At 70.0% G+C, this 19,379-nt stretch carries 19 protein-coding genes; 7 read left to right on the top strand and 12 right to left on the bottom strand.

All coding sequences use genetic code 11. The annotated features are described in order from the left end of the window. Positions 1-21: 21 nt before the first annotated feature. Positions 22-810: a S16 family serine protease gene (locus ACFVX4_RS04700; RefSeq protein WP_389971878.1), complete on the top strand. Its 789-nt coding sequence runs from the start codon at positions 22-24 to the stop codon at positions 808-810. Here the strand turns inward: ACFVX4_RS04700 and ACFVX4_RS04695 are convergent. The 8 genes from ACFVX4_RS04695 to ACFVX4_RS04660 form a co-directional block, all read right to left on the bottom strand. Next, on the bottom strand, positions 740-2,098 hold the full coding sequence (locus ACFVX4_RS04695; protein WP_389971876.1) for an MFS transporter: 1,359 nt from the start codon (positions 2,096-2,098) through the stop codon (positions 740-742). The two genes, ACFVX4_RS04700 and ACFVX4_RS04695, sit on opposite strands and share 71 nt — an antisense overlap. Continuing rightward, a complete protein-coding gene (locus ACFVX4_RS04690) occupies positions 2,095-2,292 on the bottom strand; it encodes a hypothetical protein (RefSeq protein ID WP_389971874.1) in 198 nt (65 codons plus the stop codon). Before ACFVX4_RS04690 ends, ACFVX4_RS04695 begins: the two co-directional genes overlap by 4 nt. Before the next feature lie 76 nt (positions 2,293-2,368). Beyond that, positions 2,369-2,977 (bottom strand): helix-turn-helix domain-containing protein, encoded by a 609-nt coding sequence (locus ACFVX4_RS04685; protein WP_389971872.1) that lies wholly within the window; start codon positions 2,975-2,977, stop codon positions 2,369-2,371. Positions 2,978-3,083: 106 nt separating this feature from the next. Beyond that, the gene (locus ACFVX4_RS04680) at positions 3,084-4,067 is read right to left on the bottom strand and encodes a glycine betaine ABC transporter substrate-binding protein (RefSeq protein WP_389971870.1); all 984 of its coding nucleotides are present in this window, start codon (positions 4,065-4,067) and stop codon (positions 3,084-3,086) included. Continuing rightward, positions 4,067-4,966, bottom strand: coding sequence for an ABC transporter permease (locus ACFVX4_RS04675; RefSeq protein ID WP_389971868.1), 900 nt, complete (start codon positions 4,964-4,966; stop codon positions 4,067-4,069). The genes ACFVX4_RS04680 and ACFVX4_RS04675 overlap by 1 nt, the downstream gene beginning before the upstream one ends. Next, positions 4,963-6,234, bottom strand: coding sequence for an ABC transporter ATP-binding protein (locus ACFVX4_RS04670; RefSeq protein ID WP_389971866.1), 1,272 nt, complete (start codon positions 6,232-6,234; stop codon positions 4,963-4,965). Before ACFVX4_RS04670 ends, ACFVX4_RS04675 begins: the two co-directional genes overlap by 4 nt. Next, a complete protein-coding gene (locus ACFVX4_RS04665; RefSeq protein WP_266418664.1) occupies positions 6,227-6,874 on the bottom strand; it encodes an ABC transporter permease in 648 nt (215 codons plus the stop codon). The genes ACFVX4_RS04670 and ACFVX4_RS04665 overlap by 8 nt, the downstream gene beginning before the upstream one ends. A 15-nt stretch (positions 6,875-6,889) precedes the next feature. Next, complete coding sequence (locus ACFVX4_RS04660; RefSeq protein WP_266418666.1) at positions 6,890-7,363, bottom strand: Lrp/AsnC family transcriptional regulator; 474 nt, start codon at positions 7,361-7,363, stop codon at positions 6,890-6,892. 133 nt (positions 7,364-7,496) lie between these two features. Between ACFVX4_RS04660 and hppD the strand changes: the two genes are divergently transcribed. After that, positions 7,497-8,642, top strand: a complete 1,146-nt coding sequence (hppD, locus tag ACFVX4_RS04655) for a 4-hydroxyphenylpyruvate dioxygenase (protein ID WP_389971863.1) — start codon at positions 7,497-7,499, stop codon at positions 8,640-8,642. A gap of 34 nt (positions 8,643-8,676) precedes the next feature. Here hppD and ACFVX4_RS04650 read toward each other — a convergent pair whose 3' ends face one another. After that, positions 8,677-10,332: a tetratricopeptide repeat protein gene (locus ACFVX4_RS04650; RefSeq protein WP_389971861.1), complete on the bottom strand. Its 1,656-nt coding sequence runs from the start codon at positions 10,330-10,332 to the stop codon at positions 8,677-8,679. Between the two features lie 97 nt (positions 10,333-10,429). On the opposite strand from ACFVX4_RS04650, the gene ACFVX4_RS04645 reads away from it, so the two are divergent. Next, on the top strand, positions 10,430-11,797 hold the full coding sequence (locus ACFVX4_RS04645; RefSeq protein WP_389971859.1) for an FAD-binding oxidoreductase: 1,368 nt from the start codon (positions 10,430-10,432) through the stop codon (positions 11,795-11,797). Between the two features lie 38 nt (positions 11,798-11,835). Here ACFVX4_RS04645 and ACFVX4_RS04640 read toward each other — a convergent pair whose 3' ends face one another. Beyond that, on the bottom strand, positions 11,836-12,312 hold the full coding sequence (locus ACFVX4_RS04640) for an SsgA family sporulation/cell division regulator (RefSeq protein WP_389971857.1): 477 nt from the start codon (positions 12,310-12,312) through the stop codon (positions 11,836-11,838). Positions 12,313-12,524: 212 nt separating this feature from the next. On the opposite strand from ACFVX4_RS04640, the gene ACFVX4_RS04635 reads away from it, so the two are divergent. Together ACFVX4_RS04635 and ACFVX4_RS04630 are read left to right on the top strand one after the other, a co-directional pair. Further along, on the top strand, positions 12,525-14,132 hold the full coding sequence (locus tag ACFVX4_RS04635; protein WP_389971855.1) for an RDD family protein: 1,608 nt from the start codon (positions 12,525-12,527) through the stop codon (positions 14,130-14,132). 111 nt (positions 14,133-14,243) lie between these two features. Next, positions 14,244-14,918 (top strand): RDD family protein, encoded by a 675-nt coding sequence (locus tag ACFVX4_RS04630; protein WP_389971853.1) that lies wholly within the window; start codon positions 14,244-14,246, stop codon positions 14,916-14,918. Positions 14,919-15,024: 106 nt separating this feature from the next. Here the strand turns inward: ACFVX4_RS04630 and ACFVX4_RS04625 are convergent, their stop codons facing one another. Continuing rightward, entirely contained in the window at positions 15,025-15,390 is a 366-nt protein-coding gene (locus ACFVX4_RS04625; protein WP_389971851.1) for a hypothetical protein, read from the bottom strand. Between the two features lie 367 nt (positions 15,391-15,757). On the opposite strand from ACFVX4_RS04625, the gene ACFVX4_RS04620 reads away from it, so the two are divergent. Continuing rightward, on the top strand, positions 15,758-18,157 hold the full coding sequence (locus tag ACFVX4_RS04620; RefSeq protein ID WP_389971849.1) for an immune inhibitor A domain-containing protein: 2,400 nt from the start codon (positions 15,758-15,760) through the stop codon (positions 18,155-18,157). 124 nt (positions 18,158-18,281) lie between these two features. Then, positions 18,282-18,617 carry a hypothetical protein gene (locus ACFVX4_RS04615; protein ID WP_389971847.1) on the top strand — a complete coding sequence of 112 codons (336 nt, stop codon included), beginning with the start codon at positions 18,282-18,284 and terminating at the stop codon, positions 18,615-18,617. A gap of 49 nt (positions 18,618-18,666) precedes the next feature. Here ACFVX4_RS04615 and ACFVX4_RS04610 read toward each other — a convergent pair whose 3' ends face one another. Continuing rightward, positions 18,667-19,251, bottom strand: a complete 585-nt coding sequence (locus ACFVX4_RS04610; RefSeq protein ID WP_389971845.1) for an isochorismatase family protein — start codon at positions 19,249-19,251, stop codon at positions 18,667-18,669. Between the last annotated feature and the right edge of the window lie 128 nt (positions 19,252-19,379).

The following is a 19,379-nucleotide window of genomic DNA, read 5'->3' as shown; positions in this document are numbered from 1 at the left end:
GGGGCCGGTTAGATTGGGCGGGTGCTCACTCGTCTCTCGCGCCCCCGTGCCCTCGTCCTGTGCGCCCTGCCCGTCCTCGCCCTGTTCGGCGTGGCCGCCTTCGCACCGCTGCCGTTCACCCTGGCGCAGCCCGGCTCGACGGCGAACGTGCTCGGGGACGATCACGGCACGCCCGTGATCAGCATCAAGGGCGCGCCGACCCGCACCACCGAGGGTGAGCTGCGGATGACGACGATCGTCGCGACCGGGCCGAGCGCCGATGTCGGCATCGGCGATGTGATCGACAGCTGGTTCCGTACGGACCGGGCGGTCCTGCCCCGTGACTCCGTCTACCCGACCGGTGGCTCCGAGAAGGAGATCGAGAAGCACAACCTCGACGACATGGTGAAGTCGCAGGACTCCGCGGTCGACGCCGCCCTGAACTATCTCGGGAAGAAGCCCGGCTCGGTCGACGTGACCCTGCATCTCGCCGACGTGGGCGGCCCCAGCGCCGGCCTGTTCTTCGCCCTCGGCATCGTCGACAAGCTCGACGGCGACGGCTCCGGCGGCGATCTCACCGGCGGCCGCACCGTCGCGGGCACCGGCACGATCCAGGCGAACGGCGAGGTCGGCGCGGTCGGCGGGGTGTCGCTGAAGACCCAGGCCGCACGCCGCGACGGGGCGACCGTCTTCCTCGTGCCGAAGGCGGAGTGCAGGGAGGCGGGCGCCGAGCTCCCCAAGGGGCTGCGGCTGATCCCGGTCACGACCCTGAAGAGCGCGGTGTCCTCGCTCCGGGCACTGGAGCAGGGGCACAAGGTCCCGAGCTGCTGATCTCCCCGGCCGGTGACGGTGCTGGCGCGCGGCCCACCTCGGCCACCGCCACCGCCCCGTCCATCGTGCGCCACGCCGGGAACACCAGCGGGCTCAGCGTCGCCAGCAGGTACACCCCGCCCATCGCCAGCAGCGCCCCCTTCACGCCCGCGCTCTCCACCAGCAGGCCGGCCGTGAGTCCGCCCACCGGCATGGCCAGTTCGCCGCCCGCCGTGAGGACCCCGGAGACCCGGCTGCGCAGCTCGTCGGGGACCGTTCCGTAGATCACCGTCGTCAGGATCGGGTTCAGCACCCCGCCCGCGAGACCACTCAGCGCCATGGTCACGGCGAGCGGCAACGTCGTCCCGGTCAGCGCCGCGACCACGTACCTGGGCGCACCGCACAGCACCACGCACACCGTGAACACGGCCCGCCGCGAGAAGCGGTGCCCGACCGCCCCGTACAGCAGCGCCCCGGTCAGCCCGCCCGCGCCGAACAGCGCGGTGAGCAGCCCGATGTCCCTGGCCCCGCCCAGTTCGGCGGAGGCGTGCACCGGCAGCAGGACGGCGTTCCAGCCCTGGTCGGTGCCGTTCATGAACAGGACCATCACCACGACGGCCAGCAGCAGCCGGTTGCCCAGCAAGTAGGCGAAGCCCTCGCGTAGTTCGGTGCGGTACGCCCGCAGCGAGACAGGCGCCGCGGCCTTGCGCGGCTCGGCCGCGCGCACCCCTCGTACGCCTGCCGCGATCAGCAGCGCGGACGTCAGGAACGTCGCCGCGTCCAGCAGCAGTACGCTCTCCGCGCCGACGAGCGCGATCAGCACGCCGGCCAGCGCGGCCCCGACCATCCGGGCGCCGCGCGAGACGGCGTCGAAGAGGCTCGCGGCGCGGGCGAGGGTGGTGCCGGCGTGTTCGGCGAGATCCGGCACCAGGACGTAGCGCGCGGAGTTGCCCGGGGTGTGCGCGAGCCCGCCGATCGCCATCAGCGCGCACAGCATCCAAAAGGCGAGGGCGTCCGCGTAGTGCAGCAGCGGAATGGCGGCGACGGCGAGGCCGCACACCAGGTCGGAGGCGACGGAGACCCGGCGCCGTCCGATCCGGTCGATGACGGGACCGCCGATCAGGGCGGAGACGACGATCGGCAGGGTCGCGCAGAAGGCGACGACCCCGGCCCGGCCGGCACTTCCCGTGGTCTCCAGGACGAACCACGGCACCCCGATCAGGGTGAGTGAAGTACCGGCCGTGGATATGGAGTTGGCGGACAGTACGGCGATGAGCGGGATACGGCTGCGGTCCCCCCGCCCGTTCACGCCGTACCGGCTGCGAAGGGAGTGCGGCCGGGGTGGCGGGGCAGGACGCGTAGTCCCAGGTCGACGAGGGCCCAGCCCAGCCGGGTGCGGAGTCCGCCGCGCGACGCGGTCGGCGCGAGGCCGAACTCGGTTGCCTGCCGCAGCAGTTCGGCGGAGCGCAGACGGTGCAGCAGCAGATGTGTGTCGGAGTGCATGACGGTGTCCTTCCGGTCAGGAGGGGCTCGTTGCCCACAGGGTCGTCGCGCTGCGGGCTTGTGCTCCGCGGGCTGGTTACTCCGCGGGGCGCGGGAAGAAGTGCACATGGCTGCGGACGTTGGCCGATCCCTCGGTGTCTTCCGGGACCCGGCCCCGGTAGCTCTCGATGAGGTCGTGGATCTTCCGGATCAGCTCCTCGGAGAGATCCGGCGTGAGACGCACCTGGAAATCGCTGACGTCCCAGCCCTCGCGCCATTCGTCGGGCCATTCGCGCATGGTGCCGATCCAGGTGTTCAGCTCCTGGGCGTGCGTGGTGGCCATCTCGTGGAGTACGACGTCGACCGCACCGCGCACCTCGGGGTCCGGGTGGCTCAGGAACCTGCCGCTGTCGAAGATGGTGCCCCGGTGCACGGCCCGCCACCAGCGCTCGCGGCCCTTGCCGCGTTCCGGGTCGTCCTCGACGAAGCCGTACGCCCCCAGCTGTCTGAGGTGGTAGCTGGTGGCGCCGCTGGACTCGCCGAGCCGGTCGGCGAGACCGGAGGCGGTGGCGGGGCCGTACTCCCGCAGTGCGGCCAGCAGGCGCAGCCTCAGGGGGTGGGCCAGTCCGCGCAGGGTGCGGGCATCGACCTTGTGGATGTTCTCGGCTTCGGCGGGGGTCTCGGCGCCGTCCTCTGGTGCGGGCATAAGTAAACGGTAGAGTTACAAAGCTCTCTTTGCAACATGTTCGTTGCAATGGAATCTTTGCGAGTGACGGGAAGTGCCCGGGAGGGCCGCGACGCGGATTCCCGGCTCACCCCTGCTTGATGAACCCCTCCTGGATCAGCCAGTCCTTCGCCACCTCGTGCGGGTCCTGCCCGTCCACGTCCACCTTGGCGTTGAGCACCTGGGCGACCTCGGTGGTCAGCTTCTTGCTGACCGGGTCGAGCAGCCCGGCGATCTCCGGATACTTCTCGAAGGTCTTGGTGTGGATGACCGGCGCCGCGTTGTAGTTGGGGAAGAAGTGCTTGTTGTCCACGAGCACGTCGAGGTTCATCGCCTTGATCCGGCCGTCCGTGGTGAACACCTCGCCCAGCAGACAGGAGTTGGACTTCGAGACCTGGGTGTAGATGATCCCGGCGTCCATCTTCTTGATGTTGGCGGCCGGGAGCGACATCCCGTAGGCCTTCTCCATGCCCGGCAGCCCGTCGTCGCGCGAGGCGAACTCGTTCTCCACGCAGATCGTCACCGCCGACGGGACCTTCTTCGCCAGCGCCGCGACATCGGAGAGCGTCTTCAGGTGGTACTTCGCGTTGTTCTTCCGGCTGATGGCGAGCGCGTAGGTGTTGTTGAGCGTGGACGGCGTCAGCCAGGTCACCCCGGTTCTGCGGTCCTGGTCGCGGACCGCCGCCCACTGCTTCAGCGGGTCGGGGATCGGTTTCGCGTGGCCCAGGTAGGTGATCCAGCCGGTGCCCGTGTACTCGTACATCGCGTCCGCGTCACCCTTGACGATCGCCTCGCGCGCACTGATCGAGCCGGGCAGGTTCGTCCGGTCCAGGACCTCCGCGCCGGCGGCCTTGAAGACCAGGCCGATCATCTGGCCCAGGATGATGTTCTCGCTGAAGTTCTTCGAGGTGACGGTCAACGAGGCACCGTCCAGCGGCTTCCCCCGGCCGACCGAGCCCGGCTCCACGTCGTCCACCATCGGCGAGCCGCTCTTCAGCCCGCACCCGGAGAGCAGCAGCGCCAGCGCCACCGCCGTCCCCACCAGGCCGGCCCGTACCTTCCGCGGACCCATCACCCCACCTCCAGTCCGCGCGGCGTCAGCGCCACCTCGACCAGTGAGGCCAGCCAGTCCACCAGCAGCGCCAGCACCACCGTCAGCACGGAACCGAGCACCAGCACCGGCATCCGCTGGGTCTGGATGCCCGAGGTGATCAGGTCCCCGAGGCCACCGCCACCGACGAAGGTGGCCAGGGTCGCCGTGCCGACATTGAGCACCAGCGCCGTGCGCACCCCGGCCAGGATCAGCGGGACGGCGAGCGGCAGTTCGACCTTGGTGAGCGTCCCCGTCGCCGACATGCCGATGCCGCGCGAGGCCTCGACCAGGTTCGGCTCGATCGCCTTGAGACCGGCCACCGTATTGGAGAAGACCGGCAGCACCGCGTAGATCACCATGCCGATGATCGCCGTGGAAGGACCGATGCCCAGCCAGATCACCAGCAGCGCCAGCAGGCCGATCGCCGGTGTCGCCTGCCCGATGTTGGCGACCGCCGTGACCACCGGGGCGCCCTTGCGCAGCCCGCGCCGGGTCAGCGCGATCCCCAGCGGAATGGCGATGATCAGCACCCAGAACGTCGAGATCGCGGTCAGCCGCACATGCTGCCACCAGCGCAGCTGCACATTGCCGCCGGTCAGCGAGTTCCGCGCGATCGAGTCGAGATGGACATGGGTGATCCACAGATACGTGATGACCAGCACGATCGCGAGTGCGAGCGGCATCACCACCAGCTTGCGCCAGGTCAGCCGGCGCGGCGGACCGGCCGGTGGCGGGGCGGGCTCCTCCTCCTCGTCCCGGAAGGCATGGCCCTTGACGTCGTGCTCGCCGGGCGGGCGGTCCTTGTCGGAGGACGGCACGGGCGGCTCGGAGCGTGCCCGGCGGGAGGATTCGTGGTTCAACGGTGAGTTGGGGGTCATACGCCCGCACCGCCCTCCAGCTCCGCCTCGGTCTGGTGGCTGCGCAGCTCCTCCAGGTCGTGCTGGTGCTCGATGGCGGCGAGCCGGTCGGCCTCCAGCAGTTCATGGACGGAGTTCATCAGGGTCTGCATGTCGACGACCCCGATGAACTCGCCGCGCCGCCCGGTCACCGCGACCCGCCCGCCGCTGTCGATCAGCACCGCTTCCAGCGCGTCGTGCAGCGTCGCGTCGCGCGTCACCGTGTCGTGGACCAGCTGCCCGGCCCGTGCCAGCGAACCCCGGGCCCGCATCAGGTCGCCGCGCCGCAGCCACTTGTACGGGCGGTTCCTGCGGTCCAGCATCAACAGCTCGTTGTGCGGGCCGCTGCGCAGCTTGTTGAAGATCGACTGGAGCGGGTCGTCGACCGTCACCGTCGGGAACGCGGCCATCTCCACATCCCGTACGCGGGTGAGGTTGAGCCGCTTCAGCGCCGCGCCGGCCCCGACGAAGCCCGAGACGAAGTCGTCCGTCGGATTGGTGAGGATCGCCTCCGGGGTGTCGAACTGCGCGATGTGCGAACGCTCCCGCAGCACGGCGATCCGGTCACCCAGCTTGATCGCCTCGTCGAAGTCGTGGGTGACGAAGACGATCGTCTTGTGCAGTTCGTGCTGGAGCCGGATCAGCTCGTCCTGCAGGTGGTCACGGGTGATCGGGTCGACCGCGCCGAACGGTTCGTCCATCAGCAGCACCGGCGGATCGGCCGCCAGCGCCCGCGCCACGCCCACCCGCTGCTGCTGACCGCCGGAGAGCGCGCGGGGATAGCGCCCGTGGAACTCCCGCGGATCGAGCCCCACCAGATCGAGCATCTCCTCGACCCGGTCCTTCACCTTCGACTTCGACCAGCCGACCATCTTCGGCACGAGGGCGATGTTCTCGGCGACCGTCATGTGCGGGAAGAGCCCGGACGACTGGATCGCGTACCCGATCTTGCGGCGCAGCTTCACCGGATCGATGTCGGTGACGTCCTCGTCGTTGATCCTGATCCGCCCGGACGACGGCTCGATCAGCCGGTTGATCATCTTCAGGGTGGTGGACTTCCCGCAGCCGGACGGCCCGACGAAGATCACCGTCTCGCCGGCCTTGATGTCCATCGAGACGCTGTCCACCGCCGGGTTCGGGTTGCCCGGGTAGTGCTTGGTCAGGTCCTCCAGCTGGATGGTGGCACCGGAGGTGGTCCTCTCCGCTCCGGCGCCGTCGGTGTCCGTGCTCCCGGTGGCGGTCTCAGACACGAATCCCCCTTGGAATGGTGAGCCGCCCGAGCAGTACGTACGCGGCGTCGAAGAGCAGAGCGAGGATGACGATGCCGAGCGTGCCCGCGAGGACCTGATTGATCGCGTTGGCGCTGCCCAGCGAGGCGATGCCGCGGAAGATCTCGTTGCCCAGGCCGGGCCCCGAGGCGTACGCGGCGATGGCGGCGATGCCCATCAGCATCTGTGTGGAGACCCGGATCCCGGTGAGGATCGGCGGCCAGGCGAGCGGCAGTTCCACCCGGCACAGCCGGGCCAGCCGCGACATCCCGATGCCCTTCGCCGCGTCGACCAGTGCCGGATCGACGCCGCGCAGCCCGACGATGGCGTTGCGGACGACGGGCAGCAGCCCGTACAGCGTCAGGGTGATCACCGTGGGCGCGACCCCGAGGCCGACGAGCGGGATGAGCAGACCGATCGCGGCGAGGGAGGGGATGGTGAGGATCGTCGCCGTCGACGTGATGGCCAACGACCCGGCCCAGCCGCTGCGATAGGTGACGACCCCGATCAGGATGCCCAGCACGGTGGCGATGACCATGCACTGGAACACGGCGCTGACATGCTGGTACGCGTCGGTGAGCAGCTGTTGGTGGCGGTTGCCCAGGTACTCCCAGAAGCTCACGCGTCACTCCTCGGCTCAGTCGTTGTCCTCCGCGGCCTGCTCGACGAGCGGGATGATCCGCAGCGGGACCGGGTTCTCCATGACGATGGCCGTGGAGGCCCGGACGATGCCATCAAAACCGACAACCCGGTCGATCACCCGTTGAAGATCGGCGTTGGAACGCGCGACGAGACGGCAGAGCATGTCGCCGTGCCCGGTGGTGGTGTGCAGCTCCAGTACTTCCGGTACGCCGGCCAAGTGGGCCCGTACGTCGGAGCCTTGGCCCTGCTTGATCTCCAGCGTGGCGAACGCGGTGACGGGATAGCCGAGCGCCGCCGGATCGACCGCCGGGCCGAATCCGCGGATGACTCCATTCGACTGAAGCCGGTCGAGCCGGGCCTGCACCGTCCCGCGGGCCACACCGAGTCTGCGCGATGCTTCCAGGACGCCGATGCGGGGCTCGCGGGCCAGCAGCACGATGAGCCGCCCGTCCAGATGATCGATCGCCATGGTCTTCTCCGGAGGGCCGACGTGATGGTCATCATGTACAGATAGCCCGCTCATCATCCCTATCCGCTGTACAGATTGCCCAGCAGATTCGCAAACTATTGCGCACCTTGCGAAGCGGCGAGAGCCTTCGGACATGACTGAGACTCTGCACACCACCCCCGAAACAGCCCGGCAGGCCGACTCCTTCCCGGTCAAGGGAATGGACGCGGTCGTCTTCGCCGTCGGCAATGCCAAGCAGGCCGCGCACTACTACTCGACGGCGTTCGGCATGAAGCTGGTGGCCTACTGCGGACCGGAGAACGGCAGCCGCGAGACGGCGAGTTACGTACTGACCAACGGATCGGCCCGTTTCGTCTTCACCTCCGTCATCAAGGCCGCCACCGACCACGGCCGCTTCCTCGCCGCCCATGTGGCCGAGCACGGCGACGGCGTCGTCGACCTGGCCATCGAGGTCCCGGACGCCCGCGCGGCCTACGCGTACGCGGTCGAACACGGCGCCCTCGGCCTCGACGAGCCGCACGAGGTCAAGGACGAGCACGGCACCGTCGTGCTCGCCGCCATCGCCACGTACGGCAAGACCCGCCACACCCTCGTCGAGCGCTCCGGCTACGAGGGCCCCTACCTCCCCGGCTACGCCGCCGCCGACCCGATCGTCGAGCCCCCGGCCAAGCGCACCTTCCAGGCCGTCGACCACTGCGTCGGCAACGTGGAACTCGGCCGGATGAACGAGTGGGTCGGCTTCTACAACAAGGTCATGGGCTTCACCAACATGAAGGAGTTCGTGGGCGACGACATCGCCACCGAGTACTCCGCGCTCATGTCGAAGGTCGTCGCCGACGGCACCCTCAAGGTCAAGTTCCCGATCAATGAACCCGCGATCGCCAAGAAGAAGTCCCAGATCGACGAGTACCTGGAGTTCTACGGCGGCGCCGGCGTCCAGCACATCGCGCTCGCCACCAACGACATCGTCGCCTCGGTACGGGCGATGCGGGCGGCGGGCGTCCAGTTCCTGGACACGCCCGACTCGTACTACGACACCCTCGGCGAGTGGGCGGGCGAGACCCGCGTACCCGTGGAGATCCTGCGCGAGCTGAAGATCCTCGTCGACCGCGACGAGGACGGCTACCTGCTGCAGATCTTCACCAAGCCGGTCCAGGACCGCCCGACCGTCTTCTTCGAGATGATCGAGCGCCATGGCTCGATGGGCTTCGGCAAGGGCAACTTCAAGGCCCTGTTCGAGGCGATCGAGCGCGAGCAGGAGAAGCGCGGCAACCTCTGACCCTCGGGTCGGCGCGCCACAGGCTCCGGGCTCCTCAGCGGCTGCCCGGGGCCTGTGGCGTTGTCGCGGGCTTCTGCGGCCCGGATTTCTGCGGCTCCGGCTTCTGTGGTTCCGCTTTCTGCGGTGCGGGAGCCTCGGCCGCGGGCACCGGCTCGGGCTCGGGCTCCTGGACGGGCCGCATGTCGTGCGGGGCGACCGGCGGGGGAGGCGTCAGGCTGTCCAGGGCCTCCCGGGCGGCCGGACCGGCCAGCGGCGAGAACCGCGGGTTGGAGCGCAGGGCCTCCTCCAGATTGCGGCGCGCCGGACCGTACTCCCGCAACGCCTTCTGGATCACGCCCAGGTGGTACGCGTACGAGGCGTTCTGCCCGCCCGTGTCGACCGCGTGGGCCGCGTACTCCAGCGCGGCGGACGGGTCGCCGGAGCGGTGCAGGGCCCAGCCCAGCGCGTCCGCCACCGCCGCGCTGCGGTGCGAGCGCGCCCACGCGGCGTCCAGCAGCTCGACCGCCGCGTCCGGGTCCCCGTGATCGGCCTCGTAACGGCCGCGCAGGAGCGCGTTGTCCACGCCCTGGGCATCGTCCCGGGCGAGCGCCTCGCGGAGCCGTTCGTACTGGCTGCGGGCCTCGCCGTCCAGCCCCAGCGACTCGTACAGCTCGCCCAGCTCCACCATGTATTCGGGCCGGGGGAGCTGCGCCAGCGCGGCCCGGTAGTCGCGCTGCGCCTCGTCCGTACGGCCGAGCGCCGCCAGTGCCCTGGCCCGGCCCGCGAGCGACGGATGGTGGGCGCGGTCGGTCCGCAGCGCCGCGCTGTACTGCGCGACCGCTTCCTGCGGCTCGCCCCGCTCCCAGGCCAGTTCGCCCAGCAGGGCCAGGCATTCCGCCTTCTGCGCGGGTGTGGCCGCCCGGTCCGCCGCGTCCTGCGCGTTGGCCAGCGCGTCCTCGCGCCAGCCGCGGGCCAGGTACATCCGTGCCGTCTGCAGGAGCGCCGGGACCCCCGCACGCAGCGCCGTGAACCTCGCCACCGCCGTGTTCACGGACTTGTAGTCCCCGAGACCGCTGTACGCGTCGATCAGCGCCGGATACACGGTCCACTGCTTCGGCTGCCGCGCCCGTACCGTCTCGCCCCACTTCTTCGCCGTGGCGAAGTCGTGCCGGGCGTCGGCGAGCTCCGCGAGTCCCACCCAGGCCGCCGTGTTCCCGTTCTCACCCGGCCGGACATTCAGCGAGCGCTTCAGCGCCTGCTCGGCCCGTCCGTAGTACGCCGTGTCCGCGGAACGCCGCGCCCACTCCACGTAGGCCGTGCCGAGCACCGCCCAGGACCGCGCGTCGGACGGATGCGTGCCCACCCACTGCTGCTGGTCCCCGATCAGCGCCGTCAGGTCGGAGAGCGAGGCCGGGGAGCCCGCGGCCGTCGCCGTCAGCGCACGCGAGACCGGGCCGGGCACGGGCGGCGTCGAGGCCTTCTTCCCGTCCTCCGGAACGGCCACCACCGCACCCGTCACCAGCACCGCACCCGCCACCACGCCCAGGGCCGCCCTGCGCAGCGTCGTACGCAGCGAGAGGGGCGGGAGCTCGGCCGGTGACGCCAGCTCGGAGAGCGCGGAGGCGCCGGAGAAGCCGTAGAGCGCGGGGTCGTCAAGGGGAGGGCGGCTCGGTTCGGGGGGCTGCGGAGGCTGCTGCGGCATGACATCCATGCCGATCACTCTGCGTCAGTAATAAGAGCACACCGCGTCTTGCGAAGGCTGCCGCGGACGGGTTCACACCAATGGGCCCGGGTGTCACGCTTGGATCATGAACGGTCTTCTCGAACAACTGCGTGCGGGACTGCCCGCCGAGGCACTGATCACGGATCCCGACGTCACCGCCTCGTACGCCCACGACATGGCGAGCTTCTGCGACGCGGGCACGCCCGCGGTCGTCGTGCTCCCGCGCACGGTCGAGCAGGTCCAGCACGTCATGCGCACCGCCACCGCGCTGCGCGTCCCGGTCGTCCCGCAGGGAGCCCGCACCGGCCTGTCGGGCGCGGCCAACGCCTCCGACGGCTGCATCGTGCTGTCCCTGGTCAAGATGGACCGGATCCTGGAGATCAGCCCGGTCGACCGGATCGCAGTCGTCGAGCCCGGCGTCATCAACGCGGCGCTGTCCCGGGCGGTCGACGAACACGGTCTCTGCTACCCGCCGGACCCCTCCAGCTGGGAGATGTGCACCATCGGCGGCAACATCGGCACCGCGTCCGGCGGCCTGTGCTGCGTGAAGTACGGGGTCACCGCCGAATACGTACTCGGCCTGGAGGTCGTCCTCGCCGACGGGCGTCTGCTCACCACCGGCCGCCGCACCGCGAAGGGCGTCGCCGGGTACGACCTCACCCGGCTCTTCGTCGGCTCGGAGGGCAGCCTCGGCATCGTCGTCAAGGCCGTGCTCGCGCTGAAGCCCCGGCCGCCGCAGCAGCTGGTCCTGGCCGCGGAGTTCCCGAGCGCGGCGACCGCCTGCGACGCGATCTGCCGGATCATGGAGCGTGGTCACACTCCGTCACTCCTCGAACTGATGGACCGTACAACGGTCCAGGCCGTCAACAAGATGGCCAACATGGGCCTCCCCGACACCACCGAGGCGCTCCTGCTCGCCGCTTTCGACACGCCGGACCCGTCGGCCGATCTGGCCGCCGTCGCCGAGCTCTGCACCGCGGCGGGCGCCACCGACGTGGTCCCCGCGGAGGACGCCGCCGAGTCCGAGATGCTGCTCCAGGCCCGGCGGATGTCGCTCACGGCGCTGGAGACCGTCAAGTCGGCCACGATGATCGACGACGTCTGCGTACCCCGCTCGAAGCTCGGCGCCATGCTGGAGGGCACCGCGGCCGTGGCCGAGAAGTACGGCCTCACCATCGGCGTCTGCGCGCACGCGGGCGACGGCAACACCCACCCCGTCGTCTGCTTCGACCACACCGACGCCGACGAGTCCCGGCGGGCCCGCGAATCGTTCGACGAGATCATGGCGCTCGGCCTGGAACTCGGCGGCACGATCACCGGTGAACACGGCGTCGGCGTCCTGAAGAAGGAGTGGCTCGCGCGCGAGCTCGGCGAGGTGAGCGTCGAACTGCACCGAGGCATCAAGCAGGCGTTCGACCCGCTGGGGCTGCTCAACCCCGGCAAGGTGTTCTGACGGTCGGCGTGCCGGCGGCCGGGCGGAACCGCGCCGGCTCACGCCTCGCCGTCCTGCGACTCGTCCGACGGCCACGGGTCGCGCATCCACAGGTCGTCGGCCGGCAGCGGCGCGAGCAGCTCGGCGAGGCCCTCGTCGATCCCGAGCAGCTCGGCCTCCGTGCCGGGCGGGACCACCCGCAGCGTCCGCTCCACCCAGGCGGCCACCGCGGCGGACGGCACCTCCAGGAGCGCGTTCCCGTCGGGCGAGGTCAGCGCGACGAAGATGACGTTGCGCCGTTCGACCTTGGTCGGCCAGATCCGGACGTCCCCGTGACCGCACGGCCGGAACACCCCCTCGACCAGCAGATCGCGGGCGAACGTCCAGTGGACCGGGAAGTCGGAGCCGATGTGAAAGGCGACGTGCACGGCGTACGGGTCCTCCGTGCGGTACGTCAGACGGGCGGATACGGGGATGCTGCGCTCGGGCGACAGGACCAGCTTGAGTTCCAGCTCGCGTTCCACGACGGTGTGCATGAGTGCGTCCTTCCGGTGCCTGTGGGCCGGTCCCATGACCGGCCCGCACAAGGAGAGAGCGCCCTCCCCGCCATCTATTACGCGACTTCCGAAAAATATTTCCGGGCGAAGGGAAAGCGGCCCAAACCCCTGGAGTGGCCCAGGGGTACGCGGGCGTCTGGTAGATGTGGACCCGTTGCATTCAGGCCTCGAAGAGATACGGGACCACGGTGATGAGCGCCCCAACCCCGGCACCCGGTGACGAAAGCCCCCGCGAGGGGTACTACCCCGACCCGTCCATTCCCGGATATGTCCGGTACTGGAACGGTGCTTCGTGGGTGCCCGGCACGAGCCGCCCCGCTCCTCAGCAGGGCGAGTCGATGCCTGTGGCGCCTTCCGGAGCAGAGCCCTCCGCCCCGGCGGCCGAGCCGCAGCCGCAGCCGCTCCCGGCGGTCCCGGCACCGGTGGACGAGACCGGCCCGGTCTTCCTCGACGAGGAGCGGCACGCGGGCAACCGCCCCGAACCGGCCACCGCCTGGCAGGCCGACGCCTCCCGGCAGACCGGATTCGGCGGGGAACGCGACCGCCGGGTCTCCTGGGGCGGCCCCGGCCGGCCCGATGAACAGGGCGGCCAGGGTGAACAGGCCCGGCCGTCGGGGCCGGAGTCCGGAGCCGGTACGGAGCCCGGCCACGATCCGCGCATGCCCGCCGACCTCGTCCCGGTGAACCCCGTCCCCGTGAACCCCGTCCCGGCCGCCCAGGTGCCGGACGACCGCGCTCCCGCGGTCCGTGCCCCCGCGGACCCGCGACGGCCCGCCGCCGCTCCCGTTCCTTCTCCCTCCGAGTCGGCGGACGGTGTGCTGCCGGGCGTGCGGGACGCCGGTGGCCAGGTCCCCGAGAACACCGTGGCGATCCGGGTCGACCGTCGGCTCGCTCGCCGGACGCCGGAACCGGCGGCCACGGAGGGGACGATGGCGATCCGCGCGATTGCCCCCGGCACGGGCGCACAGGCCCCCGTCCCGGCCCCGGCACAAAACCCCGTCCCGATCCCGGCGCAGAATCCCGCCCCGGCCCCCGCGCAGAACCCCGCCCCCTGGACGCAGCAGTCCAATCCGCCCGCCCAGCCCCAGCTCCCGGCCCAGCAGCAGCACCAGCCCCAACTCCCGGCCCAGCAGCACCAGCCGCAGCCCCAGCCCCAGCTCCCGGTCCAGCAGCACCAGCCTCAGCCTCCGCCGCAACTCCAGCCCCAGCAGCCCCGCCCGCAGTTCGGTGCGCAGGGTGCCCAGCCGGACCAGCCCGTCGTGCCCTGGAAGCCTCCGGTCGACGACCCCTTCCAGCAGCTCGCGCAGGCCCAGGCGGCGGCCAGGCCCGCCGGGCTCGGCAAGCGGTTCGCCGCCCGGCTGATCGACACCGTCGTGCTGATGGCGCTCGTCGGCGGGGTCGGCTTCCCGCTCGTCTCGCAGGCACTGGACCACATCGACGAGAAGATCAACGCGGCGAAGCTGTCCGGTGAGACGGTCACCGTCTGGCTGGTGGACTCCACCACGGCCGGTCTGTTCGGCGGGGTGCTCGGCGCGTTCCTCGTGCTCGGCGTCCTGCTGGAGGCGCTGCCGACGGCCAAGTGGGGGCGCACGCTCGGCAAGAAGCTCTGCGGACTCGAAGTGCGGGACATCGAGTCCCACGGCGCCCCGGCCTTCGGCGCCGCGCTGCGCCGCTGGCTGGTCTACGGCGTGCTGGGCGTCCTCGTGATCGGCGTGGTCAACGTGCTGTGGTGCCTGTTCGACCGGCCGTGGCGCCAGTGCTGGCACGACAAGGCGGCACACACCTTCGTGGCGGGCTGACTGCACTCATCCGGCCGACGGCCCATCGGGTGAGGGGCCGTCGGGCCGCCCCGTTCCCCCGAACGCACCTGAGCCGTTGCGGGCACCCCCGGGGCGGGGTGCACTGCCCCCATGAGCAACGATCAGCCGACGTCCGGTCAGCCGCCCGAGGACGACCCGTTCCTCAAGAAGCCGCACGAGCCGCCGCCGTCATCGGGTTCGCCGTACGACAGCGCTCCGCCGCCCCCGCCGCCGTACGATCCGGGCCCCTTCGGTGGCGGCGGACCGTACGGCGGTGTGGATCCGCTGGCCGGCATGCCCCCGCTCGCGGAGCCGGGCAAGCGCATCCTGGCCCGGCTGATCGATTTCCTGATCATCTCGATCCCGCTCTATCTGATCTCGCTGCCGTGGGGCGGCGCGGTCGAGATGTCGGACAACAACGGTAGCGGCAACGGCAACGGCAACGGCGTCGGCGACGTCTTCAGTCAGACGTACAGCGGGCACCAACTGCTGTGGTCGCTGATCGGCCTGGTCGTCTACGTCGCGTACGACACGTACTTCACGCACAAGGACGGCCGGACCCTCGGCAAGCGGCTGCTGAAGCTGCGGGTCGCGATGCTCAACGACGGCCGGGTGCCGGACACCGGTGCGTCGTTCCTGCGGGCCGTGGTGCTGTGGCTGCCGGCGCTGCTGTGCTGCCCGTGCCTGTGGTGGCTGATCAACATCGTGCTCATGTTCACGGACAAGCCGTACCGGCAGGGCCTCCAGGACAAGGCGGCGAAGACGGTGGTCGTGCAGATCAACTAGGGTCCGTCCGACCCTGATCCGCCGGACAGACCCCAGGCCCCGGCCGCCCCTGATCCGCCGTACCGGACTTGGTTCCGGAAGCCGTGTGCGGTCGCGGTACGGCGGTTCAGTGCCGCAGGGAGTGCTGGCCCACGCGCGCGTCCGCGGCGGGCGCGGAAGGCTGTGCGGCCTTGCGGGGCGTGAGGATCGGGGACTGGACCCCGTCGCGGGCGGGGCCCTCGGCCTCGACGGCCGCGGAGACCGCGTCCTGGTTCACCCGGACCGTGGAGCGGGCCCTCGCCTGCTTCGCGGTTTTCGCGCGTGACGGCTGGGGTACGGTCACGGCCACCAGCAGACCGAGCGCGAGCGCCGCGGTTCCGATGACGGCGATTCCGACGCCCGAACCCGTACGGGAAAGCAGCAGCATCGCGAGGGTCGCGAAGACGACGGTGACCGAACCGTAGGAGAGCTGTGCGGCAGTGGGACGCGGCATGGCGGTATCCGTCCTCGGGGCATCGGATGGGCAGTCTCTCAACACGGTCGCACTGTCAAGCGACTCTACGACGGTGGATGCCCGAGAGGGACCACTGGTAAGCACGACCTAACCCACGGTACTGGTGCACGGGGGGCGCACGGAGTCATACTCCGCTCCAACCGTGGTCCATGACGCACCGGTTGCCCGCTCGATGAACGTCCGGATAACGGAAGCGTTCTCCTACATAGTGCACTTGGCCTGTTCAAGTCAAGATCTGTCTTTTCTCGCGTAACTCCGGTCGAATGTCGTCACTTGTGACGCGTATTCGCGCGCGGCCCCACATTCCCCTGGCCGCAGCGGCGAGTGCCGGGGAGGACTGCATCAAGTGACCAAGAACAGACGGGCGCTTCGCGCTGCAGCGGTTGTCGTGGCCATGGCCGCCACAGCCGCCACGGCGTCAGCTTTTGCCACGGCCCAGGCAGATGACAAGACGCCCGCAGCCAAGAGCACCACCATCGACCGCCGCGACCCGGGGTCGGCCAAGGGCAACGAGCACGACCTGAAGGGCCCGTTCAGCAAGCGGCAGGACGCGCAGCGTCAGGCCGCCCTGGAGCAGGTCATATCGGGCGACAAGAAGGTCTCGAAGCGGGGCGGCTCCAAGGTCGTCAAGCTCGACGACAAGAAGTACGTCGAGCTCGGCCGCGAGAAGACCGACAAGATCTTCACGATCCTGGTGGAGTTCGGCGACAAGGTCGACAACACCACCATGTTCGACCCGGACGGCGACGGTCCCAAGCCGGCCGTTCCGAAGTACGGGGGCACGCCCGGCCCGCTGCACAACAAGATAGCCAAGCCGGACCCCAAGAAGGACAACAGCACCGCCTGGCAGGCCGATTACAACCAGGCGCACTTCCAGGACCTCTACTTCGGTTCGGGTGCCGGCAAGGACTCGCTGAAGACGTACTACGAGAAGACGTCCTCCGGGCGCTACTCGGTCGACGGCGAGGTCTCCGACTGGGTCAAGGTGCCGTACAACGAGGCCCGTTACGGCTCCAACTTCTGCGGCGCGACCAACTGCGCCAACGCCTGGGACATGATCCGGGACGGCGTGAACTCCTGGGCCGCCGACCAGAAGGCCAAGGGCCGTACGCCCGAGCAGATCAAGACGGATCTCGCCAAGTACGACCAGTGGGACCGTTACGACCACGACAACGACGGCAACTTCAACGAGCCCGACGGCTACATCGACCACTTCCAGATCGTCCACGCCGGTGAGGACGAGTCCGCGGGTGGCGGCGCCGAGGGCAAGAACGCCATCTGGGCCCACCGTTGGTACGCCTACGGCACCGACGCCGGCGCGACCGGCCCGGCCGACAACAAGGCCGGCGGCACCCAGATCGGTGACACCGGCATCTGGGTCGGCGACTACACCGCGCAGCCCGAGAACGGCGGCCTGGGTGTCTTCGCCCACGAGTACGGCCACGACCTGGGCCTGCCGGACCTCTACGACACCACCAACACCGCCGAGAACTCGGTCGGTTTCTGGTCCCTGATGTCGGCCGGCTCCTGGCTCGGCACCGGCAAGGACTCGATCGGTGACCTGCCCGGCGACATGACCGCCTGGGACAAGCTCCAGCTGGGCTGGCTCGACTACGCCGAGGCCAAGGCCTCGACGAAGTCCACCCACAAGCTGGGCGTGTCGGAGTACAACACCAAGAACAAGCAGGCGCTCGTCGTCACGCTGCCCGAGAAGCCCGTCACCACCGCCGTCACGAAGCCGGCGGAGGGCTCCAAGCAGTGGTGGAGCGACATGGGCGACAACCTCAGCAACACGCTGTCCCGTTCGGTCGACCTGACCGGCAAGTCCAAGGCCTCCCTGGACCTTGCGGGCTGGTGGGACATCGAGAAGGACTACGACTACCTCTACACCGAGGTGTCGGAGAACGGTGGCACCAGCTGGACCGCGATCGACGGCACGGCCGACGGCAAGGCGATCCCGCGCGACGCCAGTGACAAGCCGGCCCTGACCGACGTCTCCGGCAAGTACCAGAAGCTCTCCTTCCCGCTGGACGCCTACGCGGGCAAGAAGATCGACATCCGCTTCCGTTACGCCACCGACGGCGGCGCCGGCGGCATCGGCTTCGCGGCCGACACCATCTCGGTCAACGCCGACGGTGCCGTGCTCTTCACGGACAACGCCGAGGGCGACGACAACGGCTGGACCGCCAAGGGCTTCTCCCGCGTCGGCGAGTCGTTCGAGAAGGACTACCCGCAGTACTACATCGCGGAGAACCGCCAGTACGTCAGCTACGACAAGACCCTCAAGGTCGGCCCGTACAACTTCGGCTTCTCCAAGACCCGTCCCGACTGGGTCGAGCACTACCCGTACCAGAACGGTCTGCTCGTCTGGCTCTGGGACAAGTCCCAGAAGGACAACAACGTCTCGGTCCACCCGGGCCAGGGTCTGATCCTGCCGGTCGACTCCCACGCCAAGCCCCTGAAGTGGGCCGACGGCTCGATCATGCGCAACAAGATCCAGCCGTTCGACGCGCCCTTCAGCTGGTACGCGACCGACGCCTTCACGCTGCACAACGCGGACGCACCGGTCCGGATCAAGTCGCAGCACGGTGTCCCGGCCTTCGATGACCACAAGGGCACCTACTGGTACAAGGAGAACCCGACCGGAAGTGTTCAGGTCCCTGACACGAACACCCGGATCTCGATCGTCAAGGAGCCGCGCAGCGGCTCGACGATCACCGTCAAGGTCGGTCCCTCGCACAAGTAGTCTCGTATAACCGCAGGTCAGAGCATGATCGGCCGTCGCCCTCTAGCGGGCGGCGGCCGATCGTGTTTAGGTGCGTCTTGTTCGGATTCTTATTGACACGACGTCTCACGGGGGAGCGTGGAGCATGGCTGGCGGAGGATTCTGCAAGTTGCCGAACGGCAGTGTGGTGGTGGCGATCACCCTGCCCAGTCCGACGGACGGAGCGGGTCCGGGCACGCCGGTCCGGGTCCTGGTGCACGCGGCCAACCGGGCCCGTGCCCTGACCCGGCTGCGCAACGCGGGCCTGCGCGCGGTCTACCTCCGCGGCAACGCCGAGCCGCCCACACCCGACGAGATCACCGCGGTGCTGCACCACCCCGACGGGCTGCTGTGGCGGGCGAGACCGGAGAAGGCGCAGGAGCTCTGGCACCCGATCCGGGCCCTGGTACGCCCGGCCATATCCGTACGACGGCCGGCCTGAGGCGCGGGGCCTGCGCGGATCGGGGATCGCGAAGCGCGGGCCCGTGCTGCTACACCACCGGCTTGCCGGACAGCTTCACGCCCACCCTGCGGAGCTCCTCCAGGGCCCGCTCCGTGGTCTCCTCGGCGACCCCCGCGGTCAGGTCGAGCAGCACATGCGTGGTGAAGCCCGCCCGGACCGCGTCCAGCGCCGTCGCCCGCACACAGTGGTCGGTCGCGATGCCGACGACGTCGACCTCGGTGATCCGGCGGTCCCGCAGCCAGTCGGCCAGCCCCACACCGTTCTCGTCGAGGCCCTCGAAGCCGCTGTACGCCGCGGCGTAGGCACCCTTGTCGAACACCGCTTCGACCGCACCCGAGGCGACCGCGGGCGCGAAATTGGGGTGGAAGCCGACACCCTCCGTGCCGGCCACGCAGTGCGCCGGCCAGGACTGCTCGAAGTCCGGCTGGGCGGAGAAGTGATTGCCCGGGTCGATGTGGTGGTCGCGGGTGGCCACCACATGGCGGTACCCGGCCTGGGCCTCCCCGATCAGATCGGTGATGGCGGCGGCGACATCGGCGCCCCCCGCCACGGCGAGGCTGCCGCCCTCGCAGAAGTCGTTCTGAACGTCGACGACGATCAAGGCGCGGTGCATAGCGGGTGTCCTTCGGTGGGGGACGGTCGACGGTCGTGGGGGGTGTGATTCGAGCCTAGAGACTCCGGCCCCGGATAGGGAGGGGACGGAACGGAGCCCGCGCGGCGCCCGGGGACGCGGTGGTGGCC

The sequence above is a fragment of the Streptomyces sp. NPDC058240 genome, from assembly GCF_042882135.1.
In the GTDB taxonomy this organism is placed as follows: domain Bacteria; phylum Actinomycetota; class Actinomycetes; order Streptomycetales; family Streptomycetaceae; genus Streptomyces.
This window is presented reverse-complemented; position numbering and strand designations above follow the sequence as displayed.